This window comes from Pseudonocardia acidicola, from assembly GCF_012911935.1.
Classification (GTDB): domain Bacteria; phylum Actinomycetota; class Actinomycetes; order Mycobacteriales; family Pseudonocardiaceae; genus Pseudonocardia; species Pseudonocardia acidicola.
The window spans coordinates 1-18,120 of the sequence record NZ_JAAXLA010000090.1; the positions used below are offsets into that span (position 1 = coordinate 1).

Below are 18,120 nucleotides of genomic sequence, written 5' to 3' on the forward strand. Positions count from 1 at the left end.
GTTCCCTGATCGACAGCCTCACCCGCGTCTACATACTCAACGGTCATCACCGGCTCCCTTCTACGGCCGCGGCTGGTCGGGACGGTCGAGGCGAGCCTCCGGCGGAACATCCCCCAGCACCACGATGACCCCGGTCAACCCCCGACCCTCATCGTTACCCGTGGGCGAGCCGTACCAGTAATAGCCCGGACCATCAAGATTCAGCGTCGCCCTCCCCCGCGAATGGTTCACCAACCAGATGAACTTCCTGTCACCATTGCTCGGCAACAACGCACAATGCGTGTTCAAGTCATCATTGATGATCTCCAGGTCGATGTCACCCCCATGCGGCATGACCAGAATCTGCGGATCCCAGACCAACTCATCCGGATTGATCCGAATCGTGCCCTGCATGCGACCATCCGCCTTCTCGGTCGCCTGCCCGATATTCCCGGTCGCCAACACCCGCCCCAGCGACGCCTTGTTCTGCGCGTCCAACCCGAGCTTGCTGATCAAGTCGGATCGCTCATGCGCGGTGCTCGTCATCGGGCTTCGCCTCCTGATCCCGAATCTTTACCTCGTCTATTCACGCCGGTCGCGATCGCTTTGCCGCCCAGAGCCTCGAGTAAGACCGCGAAGCCGTCCGAGTTGTCCACGATCGACTCGAAAGGCACCGTCCGGGACATACTTGCAGTCGAACCCCTCGGCTTCGGCATTGATCGCGCAGGCATGACTGCGAATACCCGCCGGCGGCATTATCGACTCGACCGGCCGGCCCGTGATGTCGTCCATGCCGATCTGCGTCAGCGGACCGAACCGCACCCCGGTGGCGCCGCCAGCAGGCATCGGCCAGATGTTGCCGATGTACGGCGACACGTCGGATCATTGTCGCCCCCGACTGATCGACCGACACCACGTTGCGCCGTTCGGCCGCCTCATTCTGCGTCAATCCAGCAGCCAATACTGTACGCCCGAATGATTCCCACAGGCAAGGCTGATCAATAATCCGGGGCATCCCGGACCGTTCGTTCACCGGAAGCGACCGTTCGTACGCGATTCGGCTCCGTTGCCGGCCGGCCGAGGGCAGCCGGTACGACACAGCGCGATGGCGACCATCGAACCAGCCCGATGAACGGGCTCCGCCGAACGGGCCAGCACCGAACAGGTATGGCGATACCACCGCGCAAGGGCACCTCAGCTCACTGTGGCCAGTAACAGTGCGTGGTGAACACGCCGGCGGCACTTCAAGCCAGGCAAGACCCACAACCAAGCAGAGGCAGCCACACCGGAATGGAACAATTCCAGACAATCGGGCCATTCTCCGTCAAGAACCCGGAAGGCAACTACCGACGGCATCGACCACCCCGAACTCGAACGCGGCCGTTCCCGAGCTTGTCTGCGCAGACATGTGCGGAAGTGGCCGACAGGTGGTCCGCAGGCGGCAGCAGCGCGGTTGTGTTCGCCCCCTCGTCGGTGTCCGCCGCGGCTCGGTGGGGTGCTTCGGCCTCGTGCCCGCGGCGGGGCGGTTCAGATGCCCAGTGCCCGGCGCACGGCCGGGGCGTTGCGCCGGGAGACCGGGACCATGTCGGTCGTCTGGTTGCCCATGACCAGCACCAGCTCACCCTTGGCCCCGCGCTCGATCTCCCGGACGTGGCTGAGGTTGACCAGGTAGCGGCGGTGCACCCGCAAAAAGCCGGCATCGGCCAGCTCGCCGTCGAGCTTGTCCAGGCCCTGACAGGCGGCGTGCAGCCGCCCCTGCTCGGTGGACAGCCACACATCGTTGCCGTCGGACTCGGCGAAATAGACCTCCGCGAGCCGCAGCAACACCATCCGGTCCTCGCGCACCGCGACCAGCCGGCGTGGCTGCCCCCGGGGAGGCACGGGCGCCGGCCCCGCCTGCTGGGGCAGCTGTGCCCCCTCGGTAGCGCCCAGCGAGATCAGGTTCCCGGCCAGGTGCCCGGCCGAGAACACCGGCCGGATGCTGATCGGCGTCGGTTCCTCGGCGAGGTGGGTGAAGATCTGCGTCGAGCCGACCCAATCCGGGTTGTGCGCGGCGACCTTACTGGCATACCGGGCGGCCCCGATCAGATCCGGCAGCCCGGACTTCCAGCGCACCGCGGGGTCCACCGCCGGGGTGTAGGCCGGCACCCCCATCAGCACGCTGGCCCGCTCGTCGGCGATCACCACCTTTCCCGAAGTGTCGACCGCGGCGAGCGCCGCCCCGGAGCGGCCCCGGGCCTGGGTGAACGCGGCGACCAGCTCTGCACCGCTGTCCCGGGCCCGCCGCTTCAGCGTGCCCTGCGTCGTAGCCACCGCATTGAACAGCCACCCGCCCGCGGCCTCGGGCAACTGGGTGCGCCAGCAGGAGATGTTCAGAACCGCGATCGGGTCCCGGGTGACCACATCGCGCACCGCGATGCCCGCGCACACCCAGTTGTGGAATGCCTGACACCAGTGCTCCGCACCTCTGATCAGCACCGGGCCGTGCGCCTCCAGCGCCGTGCCCATGCCGTTCGTACCGGCGGCACACTCCGACCAGCACGACCACGGCGCCAGATTGGCCTCCGCGGCCCGGCCGAGCGTGGCCTGATCACCCCACGCGGCCAAGATCCGGCCGGTGGCATCGGTGACAGTGACGATCCCACTGAGGCCGGCCACCTCGTGCGCCACCGACACCGCCAGCCCACCCAACTCGGTGAACACCACGTCGTGTTCGAGCGTGTGATCGATGCGCGCGGTCGCCACCGGCGCCTCGCTCAGGTGCGGGTCGACCCGATATTGCTCCCGGCACCGATGCCAGGAGATCGCCACCTCCGGCCGCACCCCCCGGACATGATCCTCACCCTGCACGAACCGTTCCCACGCCGCGAACACGCTGTCCCGGCCCGGACTCGCCGCCGTGGGCTCGAGTCGGTGCACATCTCTCATGGTGGAGAACCGCCCTTGGTCCATCCCCAACCCCGCACAACACGCACCCGGCCCGCACCGCCCCGGCGAGACCGACAGCGGACCGGACACCGCGTCGCGCGTCGTGCGCTTCCACACTCGCTGTAAGCAGCGCCACAGCGCGGCACCGCCTACTTTGTGTACCCGCTCCGGACCGAGTCTGTAAAGTAGCTTCCTTTCCCCACGGTCCCGTGCTGGGCGGATCTGGACGTGAGTCCGCTTCCAGCCCGCGACCGGCCGGTACCGATCACGAACGGTGTGACCACCGCCGTCGCCACTTACCTGACCACGCCGAAGCACCAGGTCGGTCCGAGCCTCGGGCAACTGTTCACCCACGAGGCCGTCGTGCACGACGAGGGCCGGACCCACGCCGGCCTCGACGCGATCCGCACCTGAGCCGGCGGCGTCGCGGCCACCTTCACGTTCACCGCACGATCATCGACGTCACTCCCGGACAATGCGGCAATCGTGCGCGCGGCCGGCGGGCGACTTCCCCGGCAACCCGGTCGATCTACACCATCACTTCTCGCTGCCGGCGGCCGGATAAGCGCTGACGATCTGCCCCTGACCGAGGGCTCCCATCCGCGCCGGCGCCGCGACCGGGCACGACCTCCCGGGTGTGTCAGTGCAGGAACCTGTCCGCGGTGAGCGGCAGGTCCCGGACCCGGATCCCGGTCGCGTGGTAGGCCGCGTTGGCGATGGCCGCTGCGGTTCCGACGATGCCGATCTCGCCGATCCCCTTGGCGCCCATCGGGTTGACGTACGGGTCGTCCTCCTCGATCCAGGTCGCGTCGATCAAGCCGATATCGGCGTTGGCGGCGATGTGGTAGGCGGCGAAGTCGTGGTTGGCCACCTGACCGAACCGTGGATCCAGGACGCTGTGCTCGTGCAACGCCATGGACACTCCCATGGTCATCCCGCCGATGAGCTGGGAGCGGGCGGTGCGCGGGTTGATGATCCGTCCGACGGCGAAGACGCCCAGCAACCGGGGCACCCGGATCTCCCCGGTGTCGGCGTGCACGCGTACCTCGGCGAACTGCGCGCCGTAGGCGTGCATGGCGAACCGCTCGGCGTCCGGATTGTCCGGCATCACGCCGCCGGCCTCGTCGCCCTCCTCGGGGTCGGGCCCGTACTTCTCCCGGAACTCCCGGGCCGCGTCCACCACGGCCCAGCCCCAGCTGGCCGTCCCCGATGACCCGCCGGCGACGGATCCCGGCGGAAGCGCGGTGTCGCCGATCTCGAGGTCGACCGCCTCGACGGGCACGTCGAGCGCGTCGGCGGCGATCTGGGTGAGCGCGGTCCAGGCGCCGGTCCCGATGTCCACGGCCGCGATCTCCACCCGGTACCGCCCGTCGCGGACGCGGCGGACCGTCGCCGCCGAACCCGGGATGCGAATCGCCGGGAACGTCGAGGCGGCGACACCGGTGCCCACCAGCCAGCCGTCCTCGCGCCGGGCCGCCGGGGTGGGGTCGCGGCGCTGCCAGTCGAACCGGCGGGCCCCCTCGCGCAGGCAGCCGACGAGGCCGCGGCTGGAGAACGGCAACCCCGTCTCGGGATCGACGCCGGGCTCGTTGCGTATCCGGAACTCGATCGGGTCCAGCCCGCACGCCAGCGCCATCTCGTCCATCGCCGACTCGAGGGCGAACATGCCGGGGCACTCCCCGGGCGCCCGCATCCAGGTCGGTATCGGGACGTCGAGCGCCGCCAGCCGGTGGGTGGTGCGCCGGTTCGGCGCGGCGTACATGCCGCGGCTGGGCACCGCGGTCTGCTCGGCGAACTCCTTGATCCTCGAGGTCTGCTCGGCCACGTCATGGGTGATCGCGGTCAGTCGGCCGTCGGCGTCGGCACCGAGCCGGATCCGCTGGATGGTCGGCGTGCGGTAGCCGACGAGGGAGAACATCTGCTGACGGGTGAGCGCGAACGTCACCGGCCGGCCGGCGACCGTCCGTGCTGCCAGCGCGGCGAGCACGACGTTGGGGTGCACCGTCTTCGACCCGAAGCCGCCTCCCACGTACGGAGCGATCACCCGGACCCGGTCGGAGGGCAGCCCGAACAGCCCGGCGATGCTGTCCCGCACCCTGTTCGGTCCCTGGGTGGAGTCGTAGAGCGTGAAGGTGTCATCTGCCCAGAGCGCCACGGTGGCGTGCGGCTCCATCGGGTTGTTGTGCTCCATCGGCGTCGTGTAGGTCGCGTCGAGGCGCACCGCCGCCGCGGCCAGCGCCGCGTCCGGGTCGCCGTCGAGGGTGTCGGTCGGATAGTCCGGGTTGACGACGCCGGGTGCGTACAGATCGTCGCGGTCGGCGCTGAACCGCGCGTCGTGGGGCTGCTCGTGGTAGGCCACCTCCACCAGGTCTGCCGCCTGCCGGGCGATCTCCGAGGTCTCGGCCACGACCGCGGCGACGAACTGGCCCCGGTAGCTGATCTCCTCGGACTGCAGCACGGTCAGCTCGCGGTCGTCACCGGGGCTCAACCGAGGCACGTTGGCCGGGGTGATGACCGCGACGACGCCGTCGAGGGCCTCCGCCGCGCGTGGGTCCACCGCGGCGATCCGCCCGCGGGCGATGGTCGACTGGACCGGGTGCAGGTACACGGGATCGTCGAGGAGATGCTCGACGGCGTAGCGCGCGGTACCGGTGACCTTGGCGCGCCCGTCGAGCCGTTCTAGCGGTGCGCCGATCGCGTGCGGTTCCAGCAGGCCGGTCATCGGCCCTCCCCCCGGGTGAGCCCACGCAGCACGGCGACCACCGTGTTGCGCGCCATCGCCACCTTGAATGCGTTGTCCGGCAACGGCCGGGCCTCGCCCAGCTCCACCGCCGCCGCTTGCCGGAACGCCTCCTCGGTCACCGGGGCACCGCGCAGTGCGTCCTCCGTGCGCCTGGCCCGCCACGGCTTGTGGGCGACGCCGCCGAGCGCGACCCGGGCCTCACGGATCGTGCCGTCCACGACGTCCACCGCCACGGCCACCGAGACCAGCGCGAACGCATACGACGCGCGGTCGCGCACCTTGCGGTAGGCCGAGCGCGCGGCCAGCGGCAGGTCGGGCAGGTCGACCGCGGTGATCAGCTCGCCGTGGTCGAGCACGGTGTCGCGCTGCGGCTCGTCGCCGGGCAGCCGGTAGAAGTCGGTGATCGGGATGCTGTGCGGCCCGGTCGGGCCCTCCACCTGGACCACGGCGTCCAGGGCGGTCAGCGCGACGGCCATGTCCGAGGGGTGCACCGCGACACACGACATCGAGGCGCCGAAGATCGCGTGGTCGCGGGTGTAGCCCTCGAGCGCGGAGCACCCCGAGCCGGGCCGGCGCTTGTTGCACGGGGTGGTCACGTCCTGGAAGTACACGCAGCGGGTGCGCTGCAACATGTTCCCCGCGGTGGTGGCGAGGTTGCGCAGCTGCCCGGACGCTCCGGCCAGCACCGCGGCGGCCAGCACCGGGTAGCGCTGCCGGATCACCGGCTCGGCTGCGAGATCACTGTTGCGCACCGTCGCGCCGATCCGCACCCCGCCGCCGTCCAGCGGCTCGACCGCGTCGAAGGGCAGTCGGCTCACGTCGACCAGCAGGTCGGGGGCGGCCACCCCCAGCTTCATGTGGTCGACGAGGTTCGTCCCCGCCCCGAGGAACGCCGCACCCGGCCGCGCGGCCACGGTCGTGATCGCGCTGCGCGCGTCGTCGGCGCGCTGGTAGTCGAACGGGATCACCGGGCCGCCTCCCGGATCGCCGCGACGATGTTGGCGTAGGCGCCGCAGCGGCACAGATTGCCGCTCATCCGCTCGCGGATCTCCTCGTCGTCCAGTTCGACGCCGCCGCTGAGTTCCTCGGTCACGTGGCTGGGCCAGCCGGCCTTGACCTCCTCGAGCATGCCGACGGCCGAACAGATCTGGCCGGGCGTGCAGTAGCCGCACTGGAAGCCGTCGTGGTCGATGAACGCCTGGGCAACCGGGTGCAGCTCGTCGCCCTCGGCCAGGCCGTCGGCGGTGGTGATCTCCGCATCGTCGTGTGCGACGGCCAGGGTGAGGCAGGTGGTGGCCCGGCGACCGTCGAGCAACACCGTGCACGCGCCACACTGCCCGTGGTCACAGCCCTTCTTCGGGCTGGTGATGCCCAGCCGCTCGCGCAGCGCGTCCAGCAGCGTGGTCCGGGTGTCCACGGCCAGCCGGTACCGCGTCCCGTCCACCCACAGCGTGATCTCCATGTCCACGGTCCACTACCTCCGCCTCCGGTCGGTGGTGTCTGGATCGCCTCAGCCGCTACGGATCCCGCGCTCGCGGTCCGTCCCCGTCGTCGCCGCCGATCGCGGGAGGCACCCCGGCCGCGGCTTCACACCGGCCCCCACGATTTCTCAGTGGCAGGCCGGCCCCCAGGGGCTTTCGGCCCGACCCCGCCGATCAGGCCGGAGACGGGGGTGGCTCGCCGCTCTCACCCAGCAAGGTCAGCAGGCTCCGCACCCGGACCCCGGGATCCGACCCGGCAACCAGTTGCGTCCCCATCTGCTGCACGATCAGCCGGATCAGCATGGCCAGCCCGGCGACGGACAGCACGATCTCCCGGGACGGGGTCTGTCACCGCGGCGCAGCAGCGCCCGAGCTCCCCGCCGGCACGCCGGCCCGCGGCCCGTTCCTGCGGTTCCCGGCGCCGACCGCCTGAGGGATCGCGTCCGGGGCGGCGACACCGCTTCCTCGTGCCCCGTCGGTGGCCGGGGCGGCCGCGGGCTGCGGGGCCGGCACGATGCGGGCGGAGGCCACCGCGGCCACGGCGCTCGCGCCCACCGAGGACCCGATGGCGATCATCCACCCGCCCGGACCGATCGGGCGGCTGCCGAAGAACCGGCTCACCACCGGAGTCTGGACGACGCCCACCAGCGCCGCCGCCGAGACCACCGTCGCCCCGACGACGAGTGGACTGCGCCAGCCGGTGACGAGGGTCTGACCGAGCTGGGCGCCCACCAGCGCGACGAGGGCGACGGTCCCGGCGCGGGACGGGGTCCCGGTCAGCCGGGCAGGCAGCCACGCGGCCCCGGCCGCGGCGGCCGTCGTCGCACCGCGGATGACGATGTCCCGGTTCAGCGTGGCGCCGAGGGAGGCATCCGGCCCCTCCCGCAGCAGTGTCTCCGTGGCCTTTCCCAGCGGTGGGCGGACGGCCAGCGCCATCGACGGCAGCATGTCGGTGAGCAGGTTGACCAGCAACAGTTGGCGGGCGTTGAGCGCCGAGCCGCCGGGCGCGAGCACGCCGGTCAGCAGGGTGAAGAGGATCTCGCCGAGGTTGCCGCCGACCAGGACCGAGATGGCATCGCGAACCGACCCCCACACCGCCCGCCCCTCGACGAGAGCGTCGACGATGGTTTCCAGCCGGTCGTCGGCGATCACCAGGTCGGCCGCCTCCCGGGCGGCGGCGGTGGCCCGGTGCCCGACGGCGACGCCGACGTCGGCGAGCCTGATGGCGGGGGCGTCGTTCGCCCCGTCCCCGGTCACCGCGACGACCCGCCCCGTCCGGTGCAGCGCACGCACGATGCGAACCTTCTGGGCCGGGCTGACCCGGGCGAACACGGCCGTCCTGCCGATCGCGGCGTCGAGGGCGTCGTCGTCCATCTCGTCCAGCTCGGTTCCGGTGCTCACCCTGCGGGAGTCCAGCAGGTCGAGGTCGGCCGCGATCGACTCCGCGGTGCTCGGATGGTCCCCGGTGAGCATCACGATCTCCACGCCGCCGCGCCGCAGGTCCCGCACGGCCGCGGCCGCGGTCGGACGCACCGGGTCGGCCAGCGCCACGAGACCGACGAATCCCAGCCGGGCCACCCGCTCGTCCTCGAGGTCGGTGCGATCCGACGCGGCACGTTCGGCGACGGCCAGCACCCGGTACCCGCGGCGGGCGAGCCGCTCGATCTCGTCCTCGAGATGCCGCAGCGTCGCCGCGTCGATGAGCTGTGATCCGCCGTTGTGCTGCCACGTGGTGCACCGCGGCAGGACCACCTCGGGTGCGCCCTTCACCGACAGCACCGCTCCGTGCGCCGAGCGGCCCACCGCCGCGTGGTAGCCGCGGGCCGGTTCGAACGGCAACTCGGCCACGACCGACCAGGTCTCGCCACGGGTGACCCCCGCCCGCTCGCCGCCGTCGAGGACGGCCCGGTCGGTGGGGTGCGGGGCCTGCCGCCCGTCGTCGTATTCCGGGCTGGCCCGCAGCGCGGCGGCCAGGACACGGCGGTGCGTGTCGTCCAGATCCGGCAGGGCGGCCGTGTTCTGCGCGTCGCTGACCGCGTGCAGCCGGATCCGCCCCTCGGTGAGCGTGCCGGTCTTGTCGAAGCACAGCACGTCCACCCGGCCCAGCGCCTCGATGCTGGTCGCGTGCCGGATCAGCGCGCCACGCCGGGACAGCCTGCGCGCGGCGGCCAGCTGGGCGGCGTTCGCCACCAGCGGCAGCCCCTCCGGCACCGCCGCGACAGCCAGCCCCACGCCCTCGGCCACCGTGGCCTGCAGGCCCCGGCCGTGCAGCAGGCCGCCCGCGGCGAGCGCGGCGCCGGCGCCGAGCGTGATCGGGATCGTGATTCGGGTCAGCTCCGCGAGCCGCGTCTCGACGCCCCCCGGACGACGCCCGGTTCCGGCTTCCCAGGCTCCGCGCCCCGCCTGGGTGTGGGGACCCGTCGCGACCACCACGGCCCGGGCGGTGCCGGCCGCGACCACCGTGCCCTCGTAGAGCATGCTGTGCCGATCGGCCACGGTCGCGGCCGGCGTGGCGGTCGCCGTCTTCGGCACCAGCATCGACTCGCCGGTCAGGCTCGACTCGTCGGCCTCCAGCGTGTTCGCCTCCAGGATCCGGCAGTCGGCCGGCACGGCGTCCCCGGCCTGCAGCTCCAGCACGTCGCCGGGAACCAGCTCGTCCGAGGTCGCGAGGCCGGCTTCGCCGTCCCGGTACAACCGGACCCGGGTCGAGGTCACGGCCACGAGCCGGCGCAACGCGCGGTCCGCCCCAACCCGCTGCGTCGCCCCGATCATCGCATTGACGACCACCACGGCCCCGATGAGCAGCGAGTCGGTGATCGAGCCGACGGCCGCCGCCATCCCCGCCCCGGTGGCCAGCGCCGGCGTCAACGGACTCCCGAGCTCCTCCAGCGACGCCCGGGCGATGCCGGTGGGTTCGCCCGCGGCCTGTGACCCGTCGCGGCGCTGTGCGGCCTCCGCAGCGGTGAGCCCGTCCGCGCTGGTGCCCAGGCGGGCCAGCACCGTCTCGGGTGGCAGGGCGTGCCACGGTGTCCGGTCCATCGGCAGCGGCGGCGGCCGGACGATGAGCTCCCGCCCAGTCCACAGTGCACTCGCGAGCGCGCCGACCGCAGCGACGTTGACGCCCAGCATGGCCCGCCTGGTCGAGGTCGCGGACAGGCCGATGAAGGCCAGCAGGACTCCGGCCGCCGAGCCGTAGAGGCTCAGCCGGACGCTGCGGGCGGCGACCCTCCGGGCCTCCTCGGCCGCCTCCAGCAGCAGGACGGCCTCGGTCAGCTGTGGCCCCAGCAGCAGATCGGCGCTCCACGGCACCGGCCGGTCCGGCCGGAGCACCCCGACGGACAGGTCCGCCGCGGCGTGCCATGCGCCCGGCCGCGGCGAGATCACCGCGACGACCCGGCCCTCCGCCTGCAACGCCCGTACCGTTGCCGACAACCGGCTCGACCGCTCCACCTGGTCCACATGCAGGCGATCGCCGACGTCCTCCGCCGCCCCGGCCAGCACGACGCGCCCGGCCCGGCGGGCCGCCGCGACGACCGCCTCGGCCAGCGGGTCCAGCTCCGGCTCGGCCACGGCCACCCCGACGACGCGCGTCCCCTGGGTGATCCCGAGACAGACCTGCCGCCCGCTCGCGGGCAGCAACCACTCGCGCACCCGGTCCCGATCGCCCGGCGGGAGTTCCTCCACCGGCTGCAGGGCCCACCCGTCGAGCTTCGCGCGCCCGGACGGCCGGGCCGGGTCGAACATGCCGCCCACCTGTACGTACAGCTCATCGGCGGTGGCGTCGCCGCCCACCGGGGTCACCGAGGCGACGCTGGCCGTGCCGCTGAGCAGGGCGTCGGCGTCGATCACGACCGTGTCGACCCGGTACAGCATGCGCAGGACCTGGGGATCCATGACGACCACGCCGCGCTCGGCGAGCGCCCGCCCGAGCACCGCCGCGAAGGCCTCCCGGCCCAGACGCGCCGCCCGCGGGGTGCCCGCCGCCAGCACGCCCACGGCCCGGCGCGGAGCCCTGGTCAGCACGAACGTGGCCGCGGCGAGGACCCCCGCCGCCGCGGCCGCGCCGTCGGTGACGCGGTCGATCCCCGCAGCCGGTAGCGGCGTGGGCCGCCGCGCCGACGACCGGGGACCGGCACCGCCGCGGGGCCGGGCGCACAGGTCGGGTTCCCGCGCCTCCCAGGCGTGCAGGCGCGCGGTGCCCTCCCGGACCACGACGGTCCGGTAGGCGAGGTCGACGGCCAGGCCCAGATACCCCTGGCCGAGGGCCTGGACGAGCGTGTTCGCCAGCCCCAGCCCCACGTCGGTGGGCTCGCGGCCGAGGCGGTCGGAGATCGCGCCGCGCAACCGGGGCGTGGCGTCGACCAGGCCGACTCCGGTGGCGATCTCGAGCGGCAACCGGGGCAGCCGCAGCAGCCAGCCCCCCACCGCCACCCCGAGCCCGACCGCGTCCGCGCCGGCCATGAAGATCTGCCGATGCAGGGGCTGCGGATCCGCGGGGTACTCGGCCCGGTCCCGGGGAAAGCGTTCCCCGCCGACACCGTGGGCCTCCTCGATCGCGTCCACGACCTCGAGCAGCTCGTCGAGGCCGACCCGCTCGTCGTCGCACGCCACGATCAGCCGGCCGAGGGCGGCGTTGACCTCCGCCCACTCGACGCCGTCGAGCGCCCGCACCCCGTCCTCGACAGCCCGGGCCAACGGCTCCCGGCCCGGTTGCTGCACCGCGCGCAGTTCGATGTGCGCCCGGCCGTGGCCGGTCCAGGTGCGGCGTACCTGCCGCCCGCCCGGCCGGGCCTCGGAGGCCTCGGTGACGACGCCCCGGACGGACGCCAGCGCCCGATCAGGCAGTCGCGCCGCGCCGCGGACCAGGGCCACGGGTGCCACGAACGGTCGTAGCACCGCCCCAAGACCCATTGCCCGTTCCTGTCAGCTCGGCACACACGAATCGTCGATGCTCGCCGGTCCCGAACGGCGCCGCCAGGGTCTTCGGTCCCATACCGGGTGGCCGCGGTTCCGGTTTACGGGGTGACAGCCGCCCCCGACCGAGCGACGATTGAGTCGCACGCCGTTCCCACGTATGGTCCAGCGCATGGTGGCATGCGGCGTGGTGACGCGCTCCGTCCCGGCGGCCGTTGCCCCGTTCTCCGGTCCGGCCGAGGCCTCGGCCCCGGACCACCGCAGCCGCTGATCCGGCCCGCCGCTCCATCCCGCGGAAGACGGACACGACGGACGACGTGGCCACGAGCCGGCGCCATCGCGCGCTCCCGCAGAGCCGTCCCGCCCGTGCGCTGGCGGCCGTCGTCGCTGCCCTGGGGACGGCCGCCGGAGGCCACCTGCTCTCGACCGGCGTCGCGCCGACGCTGATCGGGCTGCTGCTCGCCGCCGCGGCGATGGCCGCCCCGGCGTGGTGGATGGCCCGCGGTGAGCGCGGCTGGGAACGGCTTGCCGGGGCCCAGCTCACCGCGCAGCTCGGCAGTCACGCGATCTTCACGGTCGCCGCGGGCAGCCCCCTCGAACACCCCCCGGGCCACCTCGGTTCCGACCTCGTGCTGCTCGCGCACCTGCTCGCCGCGGCCGTCGCCGGGGGCTGGTTGCACTGCGGCGAGCGCCGGGCCGTGGAGATGTCGCGGCGCGCGGTGGCGGCGCTGTGCCGGCTGGTCGCAGCGCTGCTGGGCGAGCGGCCGCGCGCCGCCCGCCGTCCCGCCCGGCGCCGTCCCGCCGCTCCACCCGCGCTCCGCTTCCCGGCTGCGCAGCTGCGTCACGCGATCGTCCACAGGGGACCTCCGGCGGTCTGCTGACCCTCCCCACCCCACCGGCCGGGCCGACCCGGCCGGGCGCTCGCGCGCGCCCGTCGCACCGACCGGGCCGTCGTCGCGCCCGGCCGCGCCCCGCCGTCCACAAGCGACGCCGTATCGGGAGCCCCGCATGTCAACGACCTCCGACCCGACCACCAGCCCACCACTCGACCCGGCCCCCCGCCACTCCTCCGGCTGGCGCGGCCTCGTGCTACGCCTGCACTTCTACGCCGGCCTGCTGGTCGGCCCGTTCGTCCTGGTGGCCGCGGCCACCGGGGTGCTCTACGCGCTCACCCCGCAGCTCGAGTCCTGGGTCTACGCCGACCAGCTGCGGGCGCCCGTCACGGCCCAGCAGCTCCCGCTGGCCGATCAGGTCCGGGCCGCACTGGCCACCGGGCCGGCCGGCCGGCTCGACGCCGTGCGGCCCGCGCCCGAACCCGGGACGACGACCCGGGTGCTGTTCACAGAAGGCGGTCTCGGCCAATCGGAACGCCGGACCGTCTTCGTCGATCCCGGCACCGGCGCGGTGCGGGGCTCGCTGGTCAGCTACGGCACCAGCGGCGTGCTGCCGCTGCGCACCACGATCGACCAGTTGCACCGCAACCTGCTGCTCGGCGAGCCCGGGCGGCTCTACAGCGAGCTCGCCGCGTCCTGGCTGTGGGTGGTGGCGCTCGGCGGGCTCGCCCTGTGGATCGCGCGCTGGCGACGGCGCCGCGGCATCGCCCGCGATCTGCTCCTCCCGGAGCGCGGCGCCACGGGGCGGCGGCGCACCCTGGGCCGGCACGGCGCGCTCGGCGCCTGGCTGCTGGTGGGCACGCTGTTCCTGTCCGCCACCGGACTGACCTGGTCCACTTACGCCGGCGCGAACATCACCGAGCTGCGTGCCTCGCTGGGGTGGAGCACCCCGGCACTGGACTCCGCCGGATCCGGTGCCCACGCCGACCACAGTGGACACGGAGGGCCCCCGCCGGCACCCGCCGACCCCGTCGCCGCGGCCGGCCGCGTCGACGCGGTGCTCGCCACGGCTCGCGCAGCCGGCATCGACGCCGCCCAGGTCGAGGTCCGGCTGCCGGCCCGGCCCGGCGGGGCGTGGACGGTCACCGAGATCCGGCGCAGCTGGCCGACCCAGGTGGACGCCGTCGCCATCGACGCCGGCACCGGCGCGGTGCTCGACCAGGTGCGTTTCGCCGACTACCCGCTGATGGCCAAGCTCGCCCGGTGGGGCATCGACGCGCACATGGGGGTGCTGTTCGGCTGGGTCAACCAGCTCGTCCTCGTGGTGTTCGGCCTCGGGCTGATCACGCTGATCGTGCTCGGCTACCGGATGTGGTGGCGGCGCCGCCCGACCCCGGGCCGCGGCGGGCGTGCGGTGCCGCGTGGGCAGCTGCGGCGGGCCGGCCAGACGACCGCGTTCGTCGCCGTGCTGCTCGCCGTCGCGATCGGCTGGGGCGCCCCGCTGTTCGGGATCAGCCTGCTCGCGTTCCTCGCACTCGACGGCTGGCTCGGGTACCGGGACCGGCACCGCGAGGCGGAGCGCGACCCGGGTGGGGAGGATGGTGAGCTGCTCGACGCATGATCACCGGACGGCAGCCGGCGGCCGCGGTCGGCGCGGCTCCGGCTGCCGGTCCGTTGATCACGGCACAGGCCGAGCTCGGAACGAAGGCACCCGGAGGAGCACCCCGTGGACGACCGACGCGTCGCCGAGCTGGCGGCCACACTGCATGCTGCCCCGGCCACCGCGGGCGGCGCCCGGCTCGTCACCATCGACGGCTACTCCGGCTCGGGCAAGACCGACCTGGCCGGGCGGCTCGCCGACGCCATCGGCGCCCCGGTGATCACGCTGGAGGACCTGTACCCGGGCTGGGCAGGGCTCGCCGACGCCGTCCCGCTCGCGGTCGAGTGGATCGCCGCCCCGCTCGCGGCCGGTCGCCCGGCGCGCTGGCGACGGTGGGACTGGGTGCGCTGCGCCCGCGGCGAGTGGGTGTCGCTCGCCCCGGCGGCGGTGGTGCTGCTCGAAGGGTGCGGAGCGGGCGCCGCGGCGCTGCGCCCCTACACGAGCACCGCGATCTGGGTCGACGTTCCCGTCGAGCAACGGGAACGGCGGCTGCGGGCCCGGGCGGACTGGCCCGGCTATGCGCCGCACCGGCAGCAGTGGGCGGCCCAGGAGAACGCGTTCTACCGCGCCGACCGCACCCGCGAGCGCGCCGATCTGGTCGTCGACAACGGCGACTGATCCCCCGTTCCGGTCCGCCGTGACGGCCCGGCTGGCAGCATGTGCCGCCGTGACGACTGTGCTCCGGGCCCCTCGCGTCACCTCGCTGCACGTGTTCTGTGGGGTCCTCGTCGCGGCGATCCTGGCCCGCCCGCTGATCACCGGCGCGCTGAGCGCCCCCATCCTGCGCACCGCGGCCACCGTGTTCGTCGCGGTGTGCGTGCAGGCGCTGCCGTTCCTGGTCCTCGGCGTGGTGCTGTCCGGGATGATCGCGGCGTTCGCCTCGCCCGCGGTGCTGCGCCGGCTGCTGCCCGGGCGGCCCGCCGCAGCCGTCCCGGCGGCCGGTGTGGCGGGGCTGATCCTGCCCGGTTGCGAGTGCGCATCGGTGCCGGTCGCGCGCCGGCTGATCGGGCAGGGCGTGCCGGACGCGGCCGCGCTGACCTTCCTGCTCGCGGCACCCGCAGTGAACCCGGTGGTGCTGGTCGCCACGGCGGTGGCCTTCCCGGGCGAGCCCGCGATGGTCGGGGCGAGGTTCCTCGGGTCGCTCGCGACGGCGTGCGTGATGGGTTGGCTGTGGCAGCGGGCCGGGCGGGCCGAGTGGATCGCCGACCGGGTCCGGCAGCGCGTCCCAGCGGTGGCAGGCGCCGGCAGATGGGCGGTGCTGGCGGAGACCGCGCGACACGACCTGGTCTCCGCGGGCGGCTTCCTGGTGCTCGGCGGGCTGGCCGCCGCGGCGCTGTCGGTGCTGGTCCCGCCGGCGTGGCTCGACGCGCTGGGCGGGCGGCTGCTGCTCGCGATCCTGCTCATGGCGGTGCTCGCGGTCGTGCTGGCGCTGTGCAGCGAAGCCGACGCGTTCGTCGCGGCGTCGCTTTCTGCCCTGCCGCTGCTGCCCCGGTTGGTGTTCCTCGTCGTCGGCCCGGCGGTGGACGTCAAACTCGTCGCGCTGCAGGCCGGCACGTTCGGGCGCGCGTTCGCGCTGCGCTTCGCCCCGGCCACGTTCGTGGTCGCGGTGCTGTGCGCCGTCGGTGCGGGGCTGGTCGTGTTCGGCGGCGTGCGATGAGGCGCGACACCCAGCACGTGCTGCTCGTGCTGCTCGGCGGGGCGTTGATCCGGATCGCCGCGGACGACACCTACCTGCGCTACGTGCGGCCCGCGCACCGCTGGTGGCTGCTCGCGGCGGGGGCGGTGATGGTGCTGCTGGCCGTCGTCGCGCTGATCGGGGACCTGCGCGAGCGCCCCGGCCACGACCACGGCCACGCGCACGGGCACGCGCTGAGCCCGTGGCTGCTCCTGCTGCCGGTGCTGGTGATCGCCCTGGTCGCACCGCCCGCGCTGGGCGCCGATGCGGTGAACCGGGCGGGCGGCACCGCGGTGCGCAGCGCCGACCTCTACCCGCCGCTGCCCCCGGGGCCGCTCGAACTGGGGGTGGGCGAGGTGGTGAATCGGGCGGTGTGGGACGAGGCGCGGTCGGTCGACGGCCGCGAGGTCACGCTCACCGGCTTCGTGGTGCGCCGTGGTGCGGACACCGTGCTCGCCCGGATGACCATCGCCTGCTGCGCCGCGGACGCCCGGCCGTACACGGTGCGACTCGTGGGCGATGTGCCGGACCTGGCGTCGGACACCTGGCTGCGGGTGCGCGGGATCGTCCAGCCGGCCAGCGCGACCCAGGCCAACCGCTTCACCCCGGCCCTGACCGTCACCGACGCAACCGTCGTCCCCCCGCCACCCGACCCCTACGAGTACTGACCTCGCGCGCCGTCCCACCGTGCCATCGGGGTGGCTTTGCTGACGTTGAATGCCAGCGAAGCCACCCCCATGCGGTCGGGTTACCGGGTCGCGCGGCGGCCGCCGGCTGGGTACAGGACACCACGCAGCTCCTGGACGACGCCCGGGCGCCCCGTCCCCGGTGCATGGCCGAGCCGGCCGTCGTCACGGTTCCGCTAACCGCCTGTGGTCGGCGGCGTCTGCGCCGACCGGGTGCCGCCGGGCTCCTGGCCGTACCCGGCGAACGCCTCGACGCAGCGCTCGATCTCCGCGGCCGGCAGCAGCCGCGGTTCCCCGCCGGTGCGGGCGATGAGCCACAGCTGGCACAACCACTCCAGCTGGGCGGCCCGGTTGTAGGCCTTGGCCAGCGTGGGGCCGGTGGTGAGCGTGCCGTGGTTGCGCAGGATCACCCCGGCACGCCCGGCCAGTGCCACCGACATGGTCGCGGCGAGTTCGTCGGTGCCGAAGGTCGCGTACTCGGCCACCCGGACCGGGCCGCCGAAGTCGGCGAGCTGGTAGTGCACCGCGGGCACCTCGTCGACCAGCAGCGACAGCGCGGTCGCGTGCACAGAGTGGGTGTGCACGACGGCGCCGGCGCCGTGGTCGCGGTAGGCGGCCAGGTGCATCGGCAGTTCCGAGGTGGGCACCAGCCCCCCGTCGACGACACCACCGGCCAGATCCACCACCGGGATGTCGGCCGCGGTCAGCCGGTCGTAGTCCACACCGGACGGCGTCACGGCGATCAGGTCGCCGGCGCGCACCGAGACGTTGCCGGACGTGCCGACCACGAGGCGGTCGGTGGTCATCCGCAGCGCGGTGCGCACGACCGCGACGCGCTCGTCGGCGAGCAGCAGGTCGGTCATGGCCGGCCGGACAGCCGGAACTCGCGCAGCGGGCCGACCACCACGTCGCAGATCATGTCGTCTCCTCCGAGCGTCACCGGTCAGAGCAGAGGCTGCCACACCGGCACCCAGCCGTGTGCCCGACCTGACGATCATCGCCGCCGCCGCGCGGGTCCCCGGGACGGAACGCCTCCCCGAGGACGGACAGACCCATCCATGGCCACCATGAGGGCAGTCAGCCGGGAGCGCATCGGCGGGCCGGAGGTCCTGCACGTCGTCGCCGTCCCCCGGCCCGAGCCACTGCCCACCGAGGTGCTGGTCCGGGTGGTCTCAGCCGGGGCCAACCCGGTCCACGTCGCACCGTCGACGACGCTCTGAC

General features: G+C 73.7%; 16 protein-coding genes. 7 read left to right on the forward strand and 9 right to left on the reverse strand.

Annotated features, from left to right (window positions below; translation table 11 throughout):
- Positions 1-60: 60 nt before the first annotated feature.
- From HF526_RS30315 to HF526_RS30325, 3 genes are all read right to left on the reverse strand, one after another.
- A complete protein-coding gene (locus HF526_RS30315; protein WP_169385018.1) occupies positions 61-525 on the reverse strand; it encodes an MSMEG_3727 family PQQ-associated protein in 465 nt (154 codons plus the stop codon).
- Between the two features lie 36 nt (positions 526-561).
- Positions 562-855, reverse strand: coding sequence for a hypothetical protein (locus HF526_RS30320; RefSeq protein ID WP_169385019.1), 294 nt, complete (start codon positions 853-855; stop codon positions 562-564).
- A gap of 651 nt (positions 856-1,506) precedes the next feature.
- Positions 1,507-2,907, reverse strand: coding sequence for a DNA-binding protein (locus HF526_RS30325; RefSeq protein WP_169385020.1), 1,401 nt, complete (start codon positions 2,905-2,907; stop codon positions 1,507-1,509).
- 228 nt (positions 2,908-3,135) lie between these two features.
- Between HF526_RS30325 and HF526_RS30330 the strand changes: the two genes are divergently transcribed.
- Positions 3,136-3,321 (forward strand): hypothetical protein, encoded by a 186-nt coding sequence (locus tag HF526_RS30330; protein WP_169385021.1) that lies wholly within the window; start codon positions 3,136-3,138, stop codon positions 3,319-3,321.
- Positions 3,322-3,547: 226 nt separating this feature from the next.
- Here HF526_RS30330 and HF526_RS30335 read toward each other — a convergent pair whose 3' ends face one another.
- From HF526_RS30335 to HF526_RS37165, 5 genes are all read right to left on the reverse strand, one after another.
- The gene (locus HF526_RS30335) at positions 3,548-5,629 is read right to left on the reverse strand and encodes a xanthine dehydrogenase family protein molybdopterin-binding subunit (protein ID WP_169385022.1); all 2,082 of its coding nucleotides are present in this window, start codon (positions 5,627-5,629) and stop codon (positions 3,548-3,550) included.
- The gene (locus tag HF526_RS30340; RefSeq protein WP_169385023.1) at positions 5,626-6,618 is read right to left on the reverse strand and encodes an FAD binding domain-containing protein; all 993 of its coding nucleotides are present in this window, start codon (positions 6,616-6,618) and stop codon (positions 5,626-5,628) included. Before HF526_RS30340 ends, HF526_RS30335 begins: the two co-directional genes overlap by 4 nt.
- Positions 6,615-7,118: a 2Fe-2S iron-sulfur cluster-binding protein gene (locus HF526_RS30345; protein ID WP_169385024.1), complete on the reverse strand. Its 504-nt coding sequence runs from the start codon at positions 7,116-7,118 to the stop codon at positions 6,615-6,617. The genes HF526_RS30340 and HF526_RS30345 overlap by 4 nt, the downstream gene beginning before the upstream one ends.
- A gap of 187 nt (positions 7,119-7,305) precedes the next feature.
- Positions 7,306-7,458 carry a hypothetical protein gene (locus HF526_RS30350; RefSeq protein WP_169385025.1) on the reverse strand — a complete coding sequence of 51 codons (153 nt, stop codon included), beginning with the start codon at positions 7,456-7,458 and terminating at the stop codon, positions 7,306-7,308.
- 21 nt (positions 7,459-7,479) lie between these two features.
- Entirely contained in the window at positions 7,480-12,012 is a 4,533-nt protein-coding gene (locus HF526_RS37165; protein WP_169385026.1) for an HAD-IC family P-type ATPase, read from the reverse strand.
- Positions 12,013-12,362: 350 nt separating this feature from the next.
- Here HF526_RS37165 and HF526_RS30360 point away from each other — a divergent pair, with 350 nt between their 5' ends.
- The 5 genes from HF526_RS30360 to HF526_RS30380 all read left to right on the forward strand — a co-directional run bounded on the left by HF526_RS30360 (position 12,363) and on the right by HF526_RS30380 (position 16,881).
- Positions 12,363-12,926 (forward strand): hypothetical protein, encoded by a 564-nt coding sequence (locus HF526_RS30360; protein ID WP_169385027.1) that lies wholly within the window; start codon positions 12,363-12,365, stop codon positions 12,924-12,926.
- A gap of 127 nt (positions 12,927-13,053) precedes the next feature.
- Positions 13,054-14,499 carry a PepSY-associated TM helix domain-containing protein gene (locus tag HF526_RS30365; RefSeq protein ID WP_169385028.1) on the forward strand — a complete coding sequence of 482 codons (1,446 nt, stop codon included), beginning with the start codon at positions 13,054-13,056 and terminating at the stop codon, positions 14,497-14,499.
- Between the two features lie 105 nt (positions 14,500-14,604).
- Positions 14,605-15,156 (forward strand): nucleoside/nucleotide kinase family protein, encoded by a 552-nt coding sequence (locus HF526_RS30370; RefSeq protein WP_169385029.1) that lies wholly within the window; start codon positions 14,605-14,607, stop codon positions 15,154-15,156.
- A gap of 49 nt (positions 15,157-15,205) precedes the next feature.
- Positions 15,206-16,195, forward strand: coding sequence for a permease (locus HF526_RS30375; protein WP_338051864.1), 990 nt, complete (start codon positions 15,206-15,208; stop codon positions 16,193-16,195).
- Positions 16,192-16,881, forward strand: a complete 690-nt coding sequence (locus HF526_RS30380; RefSeq protein ID WP_169385031.1) for a TIGR03943 family putative permease subunit — start codon at positions 16,192-16,194, stop codon at positions 16,879-16,881. The genes HF526_RS30375 and HF526_RS30380 overlap by 4 nt, the downstream gene beginning before the upstream one ends.
- A gap of 194 nt (positions 16,882-17,075) precedes the next feature.
- On the opposite strand, the gene HF526_RS30385 is transcribed toward HF526_RS30380, so the two are convergent.
- Positions 17,076-17,753 (reverse strand): class II aldolase/adducin family protein, encoded by a 678-nt coding sequence (locus tag HF526_RS30385; RefSeq protein WP_169385040.1) that lies wholly within the window; start codon positions 17,751-17,753, stop codon positions 17,076-17,078.
- 204 nt (positions 17,754-17,957) lie between these two features.
- On the opposite strand from HF526_RS30385, the gene HF526_RS30390 reads away from it, so the two are divergent.
- Positions 17,958-18,119 (forward strand): hypothetical protein, encoded by a 162-nt coding sequence (locus tag HF526_RS30390; RefSeq protein WP_211178035.1) that lies wholly within the window; start codon positions 17,958-17,960, stop codon positions 18,117-18,119.
- Position 18,120: the final 1 nt, after the last annotated feature.